Genomic DNA, 14,070 nt, shown 5'->3' with positions numbered 1-14,070 from the left:
ATGAAGAAGCCCGCATTCAGGAAGAAGGCCGGCGCCGGCGAGGCCGCCGAGCCGGCCGGGCCCGCCGTCGCGGCGGAGCCGTCCGGCCCGGCCCGGACGTCCCGCCCCGGCCGCGGCCGGGGCCCGCTCGCCGGGCGAGCCGGAGGAGCCGGAGGAGCCGAGGGGCCCGGAGCAGCCGGGTCCGGCGGGGCGGCGAAGACCACCCAGTCCCTGCTCGCCGCGGCCGTGGTGCTCGCGGCGGTGTTCGGGATCGCCCAGGTGCGCCCGCCAGCCGCCCCGGCCAAGGCCGGCACCGGAGCCGCCGCGACCACCGCGCAGGTCGAGCGGACCTCGGTGGTCTGCCCGCAGCCGGTCCAGGGCCTGACCGGCTCGACCACGCTCACCGCCTACACCCCGCCCGGGACGGGCTCCGCCACCGGCGGGGCCGGCTGGCTCTCCGACGCGGCCGCGCCCGCCGTGCCCGCCGCCCAGCCGACCACCGCCCCCGCGGCCCCGGCCGCCGCCACCCCTGCCCCGACCGGCTCGGGCGCCCCGGGCGCCCCGGTCCAGGACAAGAACGCGGCGCCCGCCGACGCCCGGCTGACCGTGCCCAAGCCCGGCACCCCGGCCACCGGCCCGGCCGCCAACGGCGACGCCGCGCCCGGCACCGGGGCCGTCGCCACCGGCGCCCTCGCCCCCGGCTTCACCGTCACCCAGACCACGGTGGTCACCGAGCAGCGCGGCCTCGGCCTGTCCGGCCTCACCTGCACCCCGGCCGCGACCAGCTTCTGGTTCGCCGGGGCCAGCACCGCCGCCGACCGGGTCGACTACCTCAGCCTGGTCAACACCGAGTCCGCCGCCGCGGTGGTGGACATCAAGCTGTACGGCGACAAGGGCCTGATCGACAACGACGCCGCCAACGGGATCACCGTCTCGCCCGGCAGCTCCCAGGCCGTCCTGCTGTCGACCCTCACCAAGGGCGCGGTCGCCGACCTCGCGGTGCACGTGGTGGTGCGCTCCGGGCGGGTCGGCGCCGCGCTGCACGCCGCCGACGGCGGCAAGGGCGCCGACTGGGTCCCCGCCTCGGACGCCCCGGCCCCGGTCCAGGTGATGCCCGGCCTGCCCGCCGACACCGCCTCCGCCCGCCTGGTGGTCTGGGCGCCGCCGGAGGACGACGCCGACCTGAAGATCCAGCTGTCCGGCAAGAACGGCTGGTTCAGCCCGGCCGGCAACGAGTCGATCCACGTCAAGGCGGGCATGGTGGCCGCCGTCGACCTCGGCAAGCTCACCCGGGACGAGGTCGCCGGGCTGCGGCTGTCGCCCAGCGACGACAAGCACCGCACCCCGGTCGTGGCCGGGCTGCGGGTCGACCGGGCGGCGGCCAACGGCAAGACCGACGCGGCCTGGCTGACCGGCAGCGACCCGGTCGGCGCCCGCGCCACCGTCGCCGACAACCGGGCCGGCGCCTCCACGCTCTACCTGACCTCCAGCGGCGAGGCCGCCACCGTCCGGGTCACCGCCTCGGCCGGCAGCGGCGGCGGCACCCCGGCCACCAAGGAGGTCCAGCTGCCGGCCGGCGGCACGGTCGCCCTCCCGGCGCCCGAGCCCGCCGGGCTGAACGGCGTCTTCGCGCTCACCGTGGAGACCGTCTCCGGCGGCCCGGTGGTGGCCGCCCGGATGCTCTCCCTGCCGGCCAAGGACGTGCCGATGTTCACCGTCCAGGCGCTGCGCGACGACCGCAGCACCGTCAAGGTCCCGCAGGCCGGCCAGGACCCGGGCGTCGTCCTGCGCTGAGCGCGCCGAGCGGGGCCCGCGCCGGACACCCGGCGCGGGCCCCGACCCGTCTCAGTCCTCGTCGTAGCGCGGGTCGATGGCGTCCGGCGACAGCCCGAGCAGCTCCGCGACCTGTTCGATCAGGATCTCGTGCACCAGCGCCGCGCGGTCCTCCCGGGTCTTCGCCCGGATCTCCACCGGCCGCCGGTACACCACGATCTGGCTCTTGCGCCCCTGCTGGCCCGGCGACACCCGCCCCAGCGGCACGCCGTCCTCGGCGTCGGCGCCGTCCGGCTCGTGCAGCGGCACCTCCTGGACGGCGAACTCCACCTCGATCAACTGCGGCCAACGCCGTTCGAGGCGCTCCACCGACTCGCGCACGTAGTCGTCGAACAGTTCGGAGCGGGTGAGCGAGATCGGCACCTGGGGCGGCGCCAGCGGGCCGCGCAGGCCCCGCCCGTGCCGGTCGCGGTGCCGGGGGCGGCGCGCCGGGCCTGTCGATGACTGCGGTGCGGAGCTGTCCATATCACTGCCGAGGGTAGTCCTTGGACGGTCGGAAGTGGACCACTCCGACCGGGAATCGCACGGGGCGTCGGATACGCGGACCCGGCGCCCGCGGGGCGACACGGCACCCCCTCCGGGCAGGCGGTCTTCGCTCCCCGGCGGGGAGTGCGGTACCGTCCACCCTCGTGAGCTCTGTACGTCGTTGTTCGCGGACCGCGTGCGGCCGGCCGGCCGTCGCGACGCTGACGTACGTCTACGCGGACTCCACCGCCGTCCTCGGGCCGCTCGCCACCTACGCCGAGCCGCACTGCTACGACCTGTGCGCCGAGCACGCCGAGCGCCTCACCGCCCCGCGCGGCTGGGAGGTCGTCCGGCTCGCCGCCGAGGCCGGGCCGCTGCGCCGCAGCAGCGACGACCTGGAGGCGCTGGCCAACGCCGTGCGCGAGGCCGCCCGCCCGCAGACCCCCCGTCAGGGCCGCGGCTTCGAGGGCGAGTCCACCGAGGGCGGCCGCCGCGGCCACCTCCGGGTGCTGCGCTCGCCCGACAACTGACACCCCTCCCGGTACGGGGCGTCCCCGGTCCTGGCACGGGGCGTTCGTCCGGCCCGGGTACGCTGCCCGTCTACCGTCACCGCGCCCGTCGACCGACGCGCGGTGGCCCCGACGTTTCGTGATCAGTCCTAAAACCAGGGTGGAGCCGCAGTGCGCGACCTCAAGCAGCTCGTGAAGGCGTACGACGTCCGAGGCGTTGTCCCGGACCAGTGGGACGAGAGCCTGTCCCGGGCCTTCGGTGCCGCGTTCGTGCAGGTCACCGGCGCGACCGCGATCGTGGTCGGGCACGACATGCGGCCCTCCTCGCCGTCGCTGAGCCTGGCCTTCGCCGAGGGCGCCGCGGCCTACGGCGCCGACGTGGTGCAGATCGGGCTGTGCTCCACCGACCAGCTGTACTACGCCAGCGGCAAGCTCGACCTGCCCGGCGCGATGTTCACCGCCAGCCACAACCCGGCCCAGTACAACGGCATCAAGCTGTGCCGGGCCGGCGCCGCCCCGGTCGGCCAGGACACCGGCCTGTCCGAGATCCGCGAGCTGGTCGAGTCCTGGACCGCCGAGGACGACACCGTCACCGTCCCGGCCAGGGACGTGAAGCCGGGCGCGCTGTCCGCCCAGGACACCCTGCGCGGCTACGCCGACCACCTGCTGGGCCTGGTCGACCTCACCGCGATCCGCCCGCTCAAGGTCGTGGTGGACGCCGGCAACGGCATGGGCGGCCACACCGTGCCGACCGTCTTCGACGGCCTGCCGATCGAGCTCGTCCCGATGTACTTCGAGCTGGACGGCACCTTCCCGAACCACGAGGCCAACCCGCTCGACCCGAAGAACCTGGTCGACCTCCAGGCCAAGGTCCGCGAGGTCGGCGCCGACGTGGGCCTGGCCTTCGACGGCGACGCCGACCGCTGCTTCGTCGTGGACGAGCGCGGCGAGCCGGTCTCCCCGTCGGCGATCACCGCCCTGGTCGCCGTCCGCGAGATCGCCCGCGCCCGGGCCGCCGGCGAGGCCGAGCCGACCGTCATCCACAACCTGATCACCTCCTGGACCGTCCCCGAGGTGGTCCGCGAGCTCGGCGCCAAGCCGGTGCGCACCCGGGTCGGCCACTCCTTCATCAAGCAGGAGATGGCCGAGACCGACGCCGTCTTCGGCGGCGAGCACTCCGCGCACTACTACTTCCGCGACTTCTGGCGCGCCGACACCGGCATGCTGGCCGCGCTGCACGTGCTGGCCGCGCTCGGCGGGCAGCCGTCCGCGCTGTCCGGGCTCACCGCCGAGTACGACCGCTACGCCGCCTCCGGCGAGATCAACAGCACCGTGGCCGACCAGGCCGCCAGCACCGCCGCCGTCCGCGCCGCCTACGCGGGCGGGGAGGGCACCACGGTGGACGAGCTGGACGGCCTGACCGTGGCCGGCCCGGACTGGTGGTTCAACCTGCGGGCCTCCAACACCGAGCCGCTGCTGCGCCTGAACGTCGAGGCCAAGGACCCGGCGAAGATGGCCGAGCTGCGCGACGGCGTGCTCGCCGTCGTCCGCGGCTGAGCCCCTCGCCCGACGCCGAGCCCGGGCCCCCGACCGGGCTCGCGCCCGCGCGGAGCGCCTGAGCACGGGCCCCGGTGCCCCGGCCGGTAGGGTTTCCTATCGGCCGGGGCACCTCCGTGCCACCCCCGAACCTTGGAGAGCCCCATGAAGCTCGAATCCTTCCTGCTGGAGATCCTGGTCTGCCCGCAGTGCCGGGCCGCGCTCGTCGAGGGCGGCACCGAGGAGCAGCCCGAGCTGGTCTGCACCGGCGCGGACTGCGGCCTCGCGTACCCGGTCCGCGAGGGCATTCCGGTCCTCCTGGTGGACGAGGCCCGCCGCCCGGCCTGATCCTGGGGGCGACGCCCGGGACGAAGCCCGGGCGGAAGCCCCGGGACGAAGCCGCCCCGACCGCCCCGACCGCCCGTCCAGGACCGCAGCCGGAGGTTCGCCGCATGCTCGACGACACCCTGCTCGACGACCCGGCCGCCCTCCAGCGCGCCGACCACGACCGCGCCCTGCTGGCCCTGGCCGGCGCCGGTGCGCGGGTCCGCACCGCGCTGCGGCAGGCCGAGGCGGCCGGCCTCGACCGGCTGCGTCCGGACGGCCGCCCGCGTGCCGTCCTGGTCGCCGGGCACGGCAGCGCGCTGACCGCCGCCGAGATGCTCTCGGCGCTGGCCGGTACGAGCTCCCTGGTCACCCCGCTGCCGCCGACCGAGGCGGCCGCCCCGCGCGCCGACCGGGCCGGCGCCCCGCCCGCCTTCACCGCCGGGCTCGGCTGGCAGCTGCCCGGCTGGGCCGGCCCGCTGGACCTGCTGGTGATCAGCTCCGCCGACGGCGGCGAGCAGGGCCTGGTCGCCCTCGCCGAGCAGGCGTACGCGCGCGGCTGCGCGATCGTGGTGACCGCCCCGGCCGGCAGCGCGCTGGCCGAGGCCGCGCTGCAGGTGCGCGCGCTGCCGCTGCCGTTCGTGGCCTCGGTCCTGCCCGAGGACCTCGCGCCCGTGACGGCCGTCGAGCCGGACCTGCCGGCCGAGGACCCGGCGGCGCTCTGGTCCCACCTCGCCCCGCTGCTGGCGCTCGCCCAGAAGATCGGCCTCACCCAGCTCCCGTACGACGCGCTGCCGGCCCTCGCGGACCTGCTGGACGCCGCCGCGGTGCGCTGCCGCCCGGACGCCGCCGCGTACACCAACCCGGCGAAGGGCCTGGCCGCCCGGCTGGCCGGGACGGTCCCGCTGCTGTGGGCCGAGGGCCCGATCGCCGGGGCGGCCGCCACCCGGTTCGCCGCCCAGCTGGCCGACCGGGCCGGGCGTCCGGCGCTGGCCGGGCCGCTGCCGCAGGTGCTCACCGCCCACCGCGGCATGTTCACCGGGCAGTTGGGCGCGGGCGCCGATCCGGACGACTTCTTCCGCGACCGGGTCGAGGAGCCGGACCCGCTGCACCTCCAGGTCCTGCTGCTGCGGCACGCCCCCGGCGCGGCCGGCCCGGCGGCGCCGGACGAGCAGGACGGCCCGGCCGAGGTGCCGGAGGAGGACGCCGGGCCGCGCAGCTTCGGCGTCTCCCGGGCGCACCGGCTGGCCGCCGCGCACGACGTCCGGCTGACCGAGTACGCGAGCACCCGGCCGGACGCGCTGCACGCGCTGGCCGACCTGGTCGCGCTGACCGACTTCGCCGCCGTCTACCTGGGGCTCGCCGCCGCGCAGTCCTGAGACGGTCGGCCGATCGGGCCCCCGGGGCCGGTACGGTAAGCGCTCGACGACGCCGACCGACCCGTGAGGACCTGGAAGCATGAGCACCGAAGGCGGTACCAAGGCACTGATCGCGGCGCTGTCCGCGAACCTGGCGATCGCCGTGGCCAAGTTCACCGCCTTCGGCTTCACCGGCTCCTCCTCGATGCTGGCCGAGGGCGTGCACTCGGTGGCCGACTCCGGCAACCAGGTGCTGCTGCTGATCGGCGGCAAGCGGGCGCGCCGGGCGGCCGACGAGGAGCACCCCTTCGGGTACGGCCGCGAGCGCTACGTGTACGGCTTCCTGGTGGCCATCGTGCTGTTCAGCGTGGGCGGCCTGTTCGCGGTCTACGAGGGCTGGCACAAGATCAGCCACCCGGAGGCGCTGGACTCCTGGGGCTGGGCGGTCGGCGTGCTGGTCTTCGCCATCGGCATGGAGGGCTGGTCCTTCCTGACCGCGATGCGGGAGTCGGAGAAGGCCAAGGGCAAGCAGAGCTGGACCCAGTTCATCCGCACCGCCAAGGCGCCGGAGCTGCCGGTGGTGCTGCTGGAGGACACCGGCGCGCTGATCGGCCTGGTGCTCGCGCTGTTCGGCGTCGGGCTCACCGTGATCACCGGCGACGGCGTCTGGGACGGCATCGGCACTCTGTGCATCGGCCTCCTGCTGGTGGTGATCGCCGTGGTGCTCGCCCTGGAGACCAAGTCGCTGCTGCTCGGCGAGTCGGCCGACAAGGACTCGGTGCGCCGGATCCGGGAGGCGCTGGTGGACGGCGAGGCGGTCACCCGGGTGATCCACATGCGCACCCTGCACCTCGGCCCGGAGGAGCTGCTGGTCGCGGCCAAGATCGCCGTCAACGCGGAGGACAGCGCCGCCCGGGTCGCGGAGGCGATCGACGCCGCCGAGTCGCGGGTCCGCGCGGTCGTCCCGATCGCCCGGGCGATCTACCTGGAGCCCGACGTGTACAGCGCCGAGAAGGCCGCGGCGGGCGACGACCCGGCCGCCACGCCCGGCGGCCCCGGCCCGGGCGGCGCGCACTGACCCCTCCCGCGCCCCCGTCCCGCTGACCGACCTGTCCCGTACACCGGCCCGTCCTGGGGCCCGGCTTGAGAGCGGGTCGGACCGGGGGCCGAAATCGGTCATCGGCGGACGGCCGGCGGGGCCATCGGTGTAGATTCGTCACCAGAGCCAGAACGTCGCTGCTGATGGCGGTCGATCGGCGGTCCGCACCCCGCGGGGCGCGCGCCGGTCGAGGGAGAGAGGTCCTCCGACGGTTTGTGCTGCGCAACGGGAAGCCGGTCCACCACCACGGACCCGGCGGTCCCGGCGTGGCCGTGCACCCGTACGGCCTGACGCACGCGACGCACGCCCGGACCTATGGCCCCACCCCCATCAGCGAGGAGCAGACGCATGTCGACCGACATCACCGGTGACTTCAAGGTCGCCGACCTTTCCCTGGCGCCGTTCGGCCGCAAGGAGATCCAGCTGGCCGAGCACGAGATGCCCGGTCTGATGGCGATCCGCGCCGAGTACGCCGAGGCGCAGCCGCTGGCCGGCGCCCGCATCACCGGCTCGCTGCACATGACCATCCAGACCGCCGTGCTGATCGAGACCCTGACGGCGCTGGGCGCCGAGGTCCGCTGGTGCTCCTGCAACATCTTCTCCACCCAGGACCACGCGGCCGCCGCCATCGCCGTCGGCCCGGAGGGCACCCCGGAGAACCCGCAGGGCGTGCCGGTCTTCGCCTGGAAGGGCGAGACCCTGGAGGAGTACTGGTGGTGCACCGAGCAGGCCCTGACCTGGCCTGACGGCAAGACCCCGAACATGATCCTGGACGACGGCGGCGACGCCACCCTGCTGATCCACAAGGGCGTCGAGTTCGAGAAGGCCGGCGTCGCGCCGGACCCGTCCACCGCGGACAACGACGAGTTCCGGATCATCCTGGAGCTGCTCAACCGCACCCTCAAGGACACCCCGAACAAGTGGACCGAGGTCGCCTCCACGATCAAGGGTGTGACCGAGGAGACCACCACCGGTGTCCACCGCCTGTACGAGATGCACCGTGACGGCCAGCTGCTGTTCCCGGCCATCAACGTCAACGACTCGGTCACCAAGTCGAAGTTCGACAACAAGTACGGCTGCCGCCACTCGCTGATCGACGGCATCAACCGCGCCACCGACGTCCTGATCGGCGGCAAGGTCGCGGTCGTCTGCGGCTACGGCGACGTCGGCAAGGGCTGCGCCGAGTCGCTGCGCGGCCAGGGCGCCCGCGTGATCGTCACCGAGATCGACCCGATCTGCGCGCTGCAGGCGGCGATGGACGGCTACCAGGTCACCACCCTGGAGGAGGTCGTGGAGATCGCCGACATCTTCATCACCACGACCGGCAACAAGGACATCATCATGGCCTCGCACATGGCCCGGATGAAGCACCAGGCCATCGTCGGCAACATCGGCCACTTCGACAACGAGATCGACATGGCCGGCCTGGCCAAGCTCGACGGCGTCGTGAAGACCGAGATCAAGCCGCAGGTCCACGAGTGGCGCAAGGCCGACGGCCGCACCATCATCGTCCTCTCCGAGGGCCGCCTGCTGAACCTGGGCAACGCGACCGGCCACCCGTCCTTCGTGATGTCCAACTCCTTCGCCAACCAGACGATCGCCCAGATCGAGCTGTTCACGAAGACCGAGCAGTACCCGATCGGCGTCTACGTGCTGCCGAAGCACCTGGACGAGAAGGTCGCCCGCCTGCACCTCGACGCGCTGGGCGTGAAGCTGACCACCCTGAGCCAGGAGCAGGCCGACTACATCGGCGTCCCGGTCGAGGGCCCGTTCAAGTCGGAGCAGTACCGCTACTGACCGATCAGCGGATCCGACGGCCGGCGCCCTCCCCTCCGGGGGCGCCGGCCGTCGGCGTTCCGCCGGGGCGGTTCAGCGGGTCCAGGAGGCCTCGTCCGCGCCGAGCACCTCGAACCGCTCGAGCAGACCCGCCAGTCCGCCGGCCCCCTGGACGGCCGGGAGCCCCGCCGCGGTGCCGTTGGCGCAGAGCTGGACGCCCTTCTCGACCCGGCACACCGGGGTGCCGCCGTTCGGCCGCCCGTCCGCGAACTTCCCGAAGCCGTCCGGCTGGACCGTGACGCTCAGCCACTTGTCGCCGACGGTGTACGACAGGATGGCGCTCCACGGGGGCTCGGAGTCCCTGGTGGGCCGGTGGACCTCGGCGTTCCGCAGCCCGAGGTCGGCGGGCAGGCCGGTCGGGCGCACCGGGAAGGGGACGTCCCAACTGCCGAACTCGGCGCCGGCCGCGACCCGGAGCAGGTCGTCCTGGACCTTCGCGTCCAACCACAGGGTGGCGGTCAGCTGGGCCCAGCGGCCGGAGGCGGTCAGCCAGCGCAGCCCGCCCAGGGACCCCGACGCGTCGGTGAGCAGCCACTGGGCCTCCCGGCCGGCGACCGGGGGCGCGGGGGCGGTGTGCTGCCCGGGGGCGGGGGACTCGCCGGGGCCGCGCAGCAGCTCCAGCTTCAGGGCGGGGGTCGCGTTGAGGACGGCGGTGGTGGTGGCCGCGGTGGTGACGGAACGGCTGTCGCTGTTCGCGTAGCCGATGGCCGGCCGGGCCAGCCACGACGGCAGCCAGCCGAAGCGGGCCTCGGCGCTCAGCGGACCGGTCCGCGCCGCCGGGGTCGGTGCGGCCGTCGGGGACGGCGCGAGCGAGACCGGGGCGGTGGGCGCGGGGACGGCCGGCGCGGGCGGCGCCCCGGCCGGGCGCAGCAGCAGGACGCCGGCCAGGACGGCGGCGGTCGACCCGGCCACCACACCGACCAGGGCCTGCCGGCGGCGGCGCAGCCGGACCCGGCCGCGGGCGATCACCGCTGAGGTGTCGAGTGCGGCGGGCGGCGCCGGGGCCTCGGCGAGGGCGCTCAGCCGGGCGGTCAGATCACGCTGCTCGTGCGACCTCATGACGTCCTCTCGGCGGTGGTGGGACGGGGGGAGAGCGTCGTCCGGAGGGTGGCGAGAGCCCGTGAGGTCTGGCTCTTCACATTGCCCGAGGAGCAGCTCATCGCATCGGCGGTCTGATCGACCGTGAGGTCGCAGTAGTACCGGAGCACCACGGTGGCCCGCTGCTTGGGCGGCAGCGCGGCCAGCGCCTTGCGCAGGTCGAGCCGGGCGTCGAGGTCGGCGGCCACCGACGCCACGTCCACCGGAGCCGCGGTCCGTGACGTCCGCCGCCACCAGGACGAGCGCTGCTCGGCGAGGAAGGTGTTGACCAGCACCCTGCGGGCGTAGCCGTCCAGGTTCTCCACCCGGCCGGCCCGCGACCAGTTCACGTACAGCTTGGTCGCGCACTCCTGCACCAGGTCGTCGGCCCGGTGCCAGTCCCCGCACAGCAGATAGGCGACCTTGCGCAGCCAGCCGCTCCTGGAGGCCACGTACTCCGTGAACTCCACGTCGCGCGTCTGCTTCGCCATCCGCACCCCCTCTCGTCGTGGTGGCGGCGCACCGGCGCGCCGTCCGCCCCTCTAATGCGGGCACCGGCCGGAACGTTGCACGCGAACCGCGGACGTAGGCTTTCCGGCATGCCCAACGGCCGGTACTCGCTCCACGACCCGCACGACCACGTCCCGCTCGGGGAGGAGCGCTTCAGTTGCGCGCCCGGGGCGGCCGGGTGGCGGTACGTCTCCAAGACCTACGCGCCGGACGGCCGGGTGCTCGGCAGCACCGACCTGACGCTGGACTCGCGCGCCCGGCCGCTGCGGCTGGAGCTGCGGGCCGGCGGCTGGCAGGTGCGCGGCGGGGCGGTGGACGGGGTGGCCTGGGTCCGGACCGACGCGGCCGATCCCGGCGGCGAGCACGCGGCGGAGGGCCACGACCGGGCGCACGCCTTCACCGGCCGCTCGCCGGGCTTCCTGGTCGCCACCGCCCGGCTGCTGCGGCTGCGGGAGGGGGCGAGCGCGCGGGTGCGGCTGGTGGCCTTCACCGAGCCGGTGCTGGCGCCGCGCACCCTCGACCAGGGGTGGCTGCTGGAGGGCGTCGACACCCACGAGACGGATTCGGGGCCGCTGCTGGTCGAGCGGTACCAGGTGGCGGACCTGGAGACGGGCGAGCAGCAGGTCGTGCACCTGGCGGGCGACGTGGTGCTGGCGGCGGAGGGGATCGAGCTGGAGGAGCTGGAGTCGCCGCCGAACGCCTGGCGGGTGGGGGCGGAGGAGGAGTAGCGGGCCTTCGCGGCCGGGGCCGGTGCGGCCGGGCTGCTGCGGCCGGGGCGGTTCGCCTCAGGCGGGCGGGGCGAAGCCGCTGCCGGCGGCGGGCTTGTCGAAGGACGGGGCCGTCGGGGCGGTCGGTGCGGCTGCCGGGGCCGCGGCGGGGGCCGGGGGAGCCGTGGGCGCGGGCTGCTGGGTCGGCAGGCCGAGGACCCGGACGGGCCGTCCGTCGGCCGGGCCGGTCGGAGCCGGCGCGGGGAGCGGACCGGAGGCCGGGCGGGGAGCGGGCACCTGGGCGGGTATCGGTCGGCCGGGTATCGGCCCGGCCGCCCACAGCTGCTGCTGGGCCCGGGTCCACTCCCGCCGCTGGCGCTCGGTGAGCACCGCGCCCAGGTACGCCGCCGGGTGCAGCCCCGGCGCGATCGGGTGGCCGATCAGGGCGGACAGGTCCTCCGCCAGCCGGGTGGACATCCGGTGCATCACCGCCGGGTCCAACTGGCTCGTCCGGCCGAGCAGTTGGCGGACGGCCAGCCAGAGCGGCTCCGGCACCGCGGACAGGTCCATCGCGACCAGCTCGTGGCCCATCGACTGGAGCAGGTGCGGGTGCACCGGCGGCAGCGGGGTGGCGGAGCCGCCCGCACCCGGGGTGCGCTCGCGGACGACCACCGTCCCGGCGAAGATGTCGCCGAGCCGCTTGCCGTCCGAGTGCACCGCCGAGGTGATCACGGCCGGGGCGCCGGTCAGCACGATCATCTCGAAGAAGCCGATCAGCCCGCGCACCAGCGAGTGCCGGAAGCGCACCGGCCCGCCGTCGGTGCGCACCACGCGCAGGCCGAGCGCGGCCTTGCCGAGCGAGCGGCCGCGGGTGAGGGTCTCGACCATCACGGGCACGGCGACCAGGAAGAACACCATCAGGCCGATCATCGTGGCGGCCAGGGCCGCGCCGTCGAGCCCGATCAGCGCGAGGCTCAGCAGCAGCGTGAACACCAGCAGGGCGGCGAACTCCACCAGCAGGTCGATCACGATCGCCAGGGCCCTGCTCGGAAGCTTCGCCGTCTGCAGGCCGAGGACGACCGCCTCACCCGTCACCAGGTCGCTCAAGACACCTGTCCGTTCACGTTCTTGGAGCCGGTACGGCTCGCCCATGGGGATCCGGCGCCTGGGAGGGCGGCGGTGCCGGGGGAGGGAACCACCCCGGACCGGCTCCCCGTGACGCGCTCTCCGCAGTCTGATCCGCAGCCGCAAACATACGGGGCCCGGTGGGCGCACGGGAAGTGAGATCCCGACGGCCGGGGCGGCGGCCGCTGCTGGCATGCTGGGCCGCGCGTGTCCGCCCGGACCCGCCAGCCCGGACCCGCCCGCCCGCGGACCCGCCCGCGCACGCACGTCCGCGCACGCCGCCGATCTATGGAGCCGCCGAAATGGACCTGGACGTCTTCGTCGCCACCCACCAGGGGGAGTGGGCCCGACTGGACGCCCTCGCCCGCCGGCGCCGGCTCGGCGGGGAGGAGGCCGACGAGCTGGTCACGCTCTACCAGCGCGCCACCGGACACCTCGCCAAGGTCCAGGCCGCCGCGCCGGACCCGGCCCTGGTGAGCCGGCTGACCGGCCTGGTCTCCCGCGCCCGCAGCGCGGTGACCGGCGCCCGGACCAACGGCTGGCAGGACGTCGCCCGCTACTACACGGTGAGCTTCCCGGCCGCGCTCTACCGCTCACGCCGCTGGTGGGTGCCGGTGGCGGTGGTCTCGATGGTCGCCACCGCACTGCTCGCCTGGTGGATGGCCACCCACCCCGAGGTCCGCAACAGCCTGGTCGCGCCCGAACACCTCCAGGAGCTGACCCGTCCCGGCGGCCAGTACGAGACGTACTACTCGGACCGGCCGGCCAGCTCCTTCGCGGCACAGGTCTGGACGAACAACGCCTGGATCGCCGTGCAGTGCCTGCTGTTCGGGATCGCGTTGGGCATTCCGGTGCTCTACGTGATGTGGACCAACGTGCTCAACCTCGGCATCGGCGTCGGGCTGATGGCCTCCGCCGGTCGCCTCGACGTCTTCCTCGGCCTGCTCGTCCCGCACGGCCTGCTGGAGCTGACCGCGGTCTTCGTGGCCGGCGGCCTCGGGCTGCGCCTCGGCTGGACCGTCATCGACCCCGGCCCGCGCACCCGCTCGGTGGCCCTGGCGGAACAGGGCCGCGCGATCATCGGCATGTCGATCGGCCTGGCGACGGTCCTGGCGGTCTCCGGCGTCCTCGAAGCCTTCGTGACCCCGTCCGGCCTGCCGACCTGGGCCCGCATCTCCATCGGTGTGCTGGCCGAGGCGGCCTTCCTCCTCTATGCCCTGGTGCTGGGCCGGCGGGCCGCCGGGGACGGGGAGTTCGGCGATCTGGACGCGGCCGACCGGGCGGACCTCCAGCCCGTCGCGGCCTGAGCCGATGTGATCGACAGGTCTCTGACCTGCTAGTCTTCTACTCGTCCGGCCAAACCATTGACGTGGTGAGGGTGGGCTAGTAGGTTTGAACGGTTGGGACTGACTGGACAACGGTCGGTCCCGGGCGTTAGTGTCTACGACACCGCCGAATCGAGGCGAGCGTGTTCCACGGAATACGCGTCCTCTGACGAAGCAAAATCCCACGGACGGATCACTCCGAAAGCCTTGATAGGCTTCGGAACGAAGTTCGCAGGAAATCCCCCCAGTGGGAATCGGATGAATGAAGCGCCGGTAAACGGAGCGGAAAACGTCTGGTAAGCTGGAAACACGAAAGAACGAAGCCCGGAGGGTCCGCTGGAAGGCGGTCCGAAGGAAGCGTCCGTTCCTTGAGAACTCAACAGCGTG

The 14,070-nt window shown here is 74.5% G+C and carries 14 protein-coding genes; 9 read left to right on the top strand and 5 right to left on the bottom strand.

Translation table 11 applies throughout. The features are described 5' to 3' along the window. Positions 1 to 1,773, top strand: coding sequence for a DUF5719 family protein (locus ACWDD9_RS40665; RefSeq protein ID WP_449814392.1), 1,773 nt, complete (start codon positions 1 to 3; stop codon positions 1,771 to 1,773). Positions 1,774 to 1,824: 51 nt separating this feature from the next. Here the strand turns inward: ACWDD9_RS40665 and ACWDD9_RS40660 are convergent, their stop codons facing one another. After that, complete coding sequence (locus ACWDD9_RS40660; RefSeq protein ID WP_049659268.1) at positions 1,825 to 2,277, bottom strand: metallopeptidase family protein; 453 nt, start codon at positions 2,275 to 2,277, stop codon at positions 1,825 to 1,827. 164 nt (positions 2,278 to 2,441) lie between these two features. On the opposite strand from ACWDD9_RS40660, the gene ACWDD9_RS40655 reads away from it, so the two are divergent. The 6 genes from ACWDD9_RS40655 to ahcY all read left to right on the top strand — a co-directional run bounded on the left by ACWDD9_RS40655 (position 2,442) and on the right by ahcY (position 8,900). Then, positions 2,442 to 2,807 (top strand): DUF3499 domain-containing protein, encoded by a 366-nt coding sequence (locus ACWDD9_RS40655; protein WP_049659269.1) that lies wholly within the window; start codon positions 2,442 to 2,444, stop codon positions 2,805 to 2,807. 150 nt (positions 2,808 to 2,957) lie between these two features. Continuing rightward, positions 2,958 to 4,343, top strand: coding sequence for a phosphomannomutase/phosphoglucomutase (locus tag ACWDD9_RS40650; protein ID WP_049659270.1), 1,386 nt, complete (start codon positions 2,958 to 2,960; stop codon positions 4,341 to 4,343). A gap of 144 nt (positions 4,344 to 4,487) precedes the next feature. Continuing rightward, positions 4,488 to 4,670: a Trm112 family protein gene (locus ACWDD9_RS40645; RefSeq protein WP_049659271.1), complete on the top strand. Its 183-nt coding sequence runs from the start codon at positions 4,488 to 4,490 to the stop codon at positions 4,668 to 4,670. Positions 4,671 to 4,774: 104 nt separating this feature from the next. Continuing rightward, on the top strand, positions 4,775 to 6,025 hold the full coding sequence (locus tag ACWDD9_RS40640; protein ID WP_375877529.1) for an SIS domain-containing protein: 1,251 nt from the start codon (positions 4,775 to 4,777) through the stop codon (positions 6,023 to 6,025). Between the two features lie 79 nt (positions 6,026 to 6,104). After that, positions 6,105 to 7,082 carry a cation diffusion facilitator family transporter gene (locus ACWDD9_RS40635; RefSeq protein WP_049659434.1) on the top strand — a complete coding sequence of 326 codons (978 nt, stop codon included), beginning with the start codon at positions 6,105 to 6,107 and terminating at the stop codon, positions 7,080 to 7,082. Between the two features lie 369 nt (positions 7,083 to 7,451). Beyond that, the gene (gene ahcY, locus ACWDD9_RS40630) at positions 7,452 to 8,900 is read left to right on the top strand and encodes an adenosylhomocysteinase (protein ID WP_380669085.1); all 1,449 of its coding nucleotides are present in this window, start codon (positions 7,452 to 7,454) and stop codon (positions 8,898 to 8,900) included. A gap of 72 nt (positions 8,901 to 8,972) precedes the next feature. Here the strand turns inward: ahcY and ACWDD9_RS40625 are convergent, their stop codons facing one another. Together ACWDD9_RS40625 and ACWDD9_RS40620 are read right to left on the bottom strand one after the other, a co-directional pair. Continuing rightward, positions 8,973 to 9,998, bottom strand: a complete 1,026-nt coding sequence (locus ACWDD9_RS40625) for a hypothetical protein (protein WP_449814391.1) — start codon at positions 9,996 to 9,998, stop codon at positions 8,973 to 8,975. After that, a complete protein-coding gene (locus ACWDD9_RS40620) occupies positions 9,995 to 10,507 on the bottom strand; it encodes a SigE family RNA polymerase sigma factor (RefSeq protein WP_049661338.1) in 513 nt (170 codons plus the stop codon). The genes ACWDD9_RS40625 and ACWDD9_RS40620 overlap by 4 nt, the downstream gene beginning before the upstream one ends. Positions 10,508 to 10,615: 108 nt before the next feature. On the opposite strand from ACWDD9_RS40620, the gene ACWDD9_RS40615 reads away from it, so the two are divergent. After that, positions 10,616 to 11,254, top strand: coding sequence for a hypothetical protein (locus ACWDD9_RS40615; RefSeq protein WP_074003857.1), 639 nt, complete (start codon positions 10,616 to 10,618; stop codon positions 11,252 to 11,254). Between the two features lie 57 nt (positions 11,255 to 11,311). On the opposite strand, the gene ACWDD9_RS40610 is transcribed toward ACWDD9_RS40615, so the two are convergent. Next, the gene (locus tag ACWDD9_RS40610; protein ID WP_449814390.1) at positions 11,312 to 12,340 is read right to left on the bottom strand and encodes an RDD family protein; all 1,029 of its coding nucleotides are present in this window, start codon (positions 12,338 to 12,340) and stop codon (positions 11,312 to 11,314) included. 320 nt (positions 12,341 to 12,660) lie between these two features. On the opposite strand from ACWDD9_RS40610, the gene ACWDD9_RS40605 reads away from it, so the two are divergent. Beyond that, positions 12,661 to 13,665 (top strand): stage II sporulation protein M, encoded by a 1,005-nt coding sequence (locus ACWDD9_RS40605; RefSeq protein WP_074003855.1) that lies wholly within the window; start codon positions 12,661 to 12,663, stop codon positions 13,663 to 13,665. Between the two features lie 134 nt (positions 13,666 to 13,799). Here the strand turns inward: ACWDD9_RS40605 and ACWDD9_RS40600 are convergent. Further along, positions 13,800 to 14,070, bottom strand: a 271-nt coding sequence (locus tag ACWDD9_RS40600) for a hypothetical protein (protein WP_449814389.1), incomplete at its 5' end; no start/stop codon positions are given.

The sequence above is a fragment of the Kitasatospora sp. NPDC001119 genome, from assembly GCF_053598475.1.
The sequence above is the reverse complement of the archived record's forward strand: the minus strand, read 5'-3'. Positions and strand labels throughout refer to the sequence as shown.

What these genes read in the sequence shown, in the direction of transcription:
- ACWDD9_RS40635 (WP_049659434.1), top strand. Translation starts at nt 6,105, where the DNA reads ATGAGCACCGAAGGCGGTACCAAGGCACTGATCGCGGCGCTGTCCGCG.
- ACWDD9_RS40645 (WP_049659271.1), top strand. Translation starts at nt 4,488, where the DNA reads ATGAAGCTCGAATCCTTCCTGCTGGAGATCCTGGTCTGCCCGCAGTGC.
- ACWDD9_RS40605 (WP_074003855.1), top strand. Translation starts at nt 12,661, where the DNA reads ATGGACCTGGACGTCTTCGTCGCCACCCACCAGGGGGAGTGGGCCCGA.
- ACWDD9_RS40660 (WP_049659268.1), bottom strand. Translation starts at nt 2,277, where the DNA reads ATGGACAGCTCCGCACCGCAGTCATCGACAGGCCCGGCGCGCCGCCCC.
- ACWDD9_RS40665 (WP_449814392.1), top strand. Translation starts at nt 1, where the DNA reads ATGAAGAAGCCCGCATTCAGGAAGAAGGCCGGCGCCGGCGAGGCCGCC.
- ACWDD9_RS40615 (WP_074003857.1), top strand. Translation starts at nt 10,616, where the DNA reads ATGCCCAACGGCCGGTACTCGCTCCACGACCCGCACGACCACGTCCCG.
- ACWDD9_RS40620 (WP_049661338.1), bottom strand. Translation starts at nt 10,507, where the DNA reads ATGGCGAAGCAGACGCGCGACGTGGAGTTCACGGAGTACGTGGCCTCC.
- ACWDD9_RS40625 (WP_449814391.1), bottom strand. Translation starts at nt 9,998, where the DNA reads ATGAGGTCGCACGAGCAGCGTGATCTGACCGCCCGGCTGAGCGCCCTC.
- ahcY (WP_380669085.1), top strand. Translation starts at nt 7,452, where the DNA reads ATGTCGACCGACATCACCGGTGACTTCAAGGTCGCCGACCTTTCCCTG.
- ACWDD9_RS40640 (WP_375877529.1), top strand. Translation starts at nt 4,775, where the DNA reads ATGCTCGACGACACCCTGCTCGACGACCCGGCCGCCCTCCAGCGCGCC.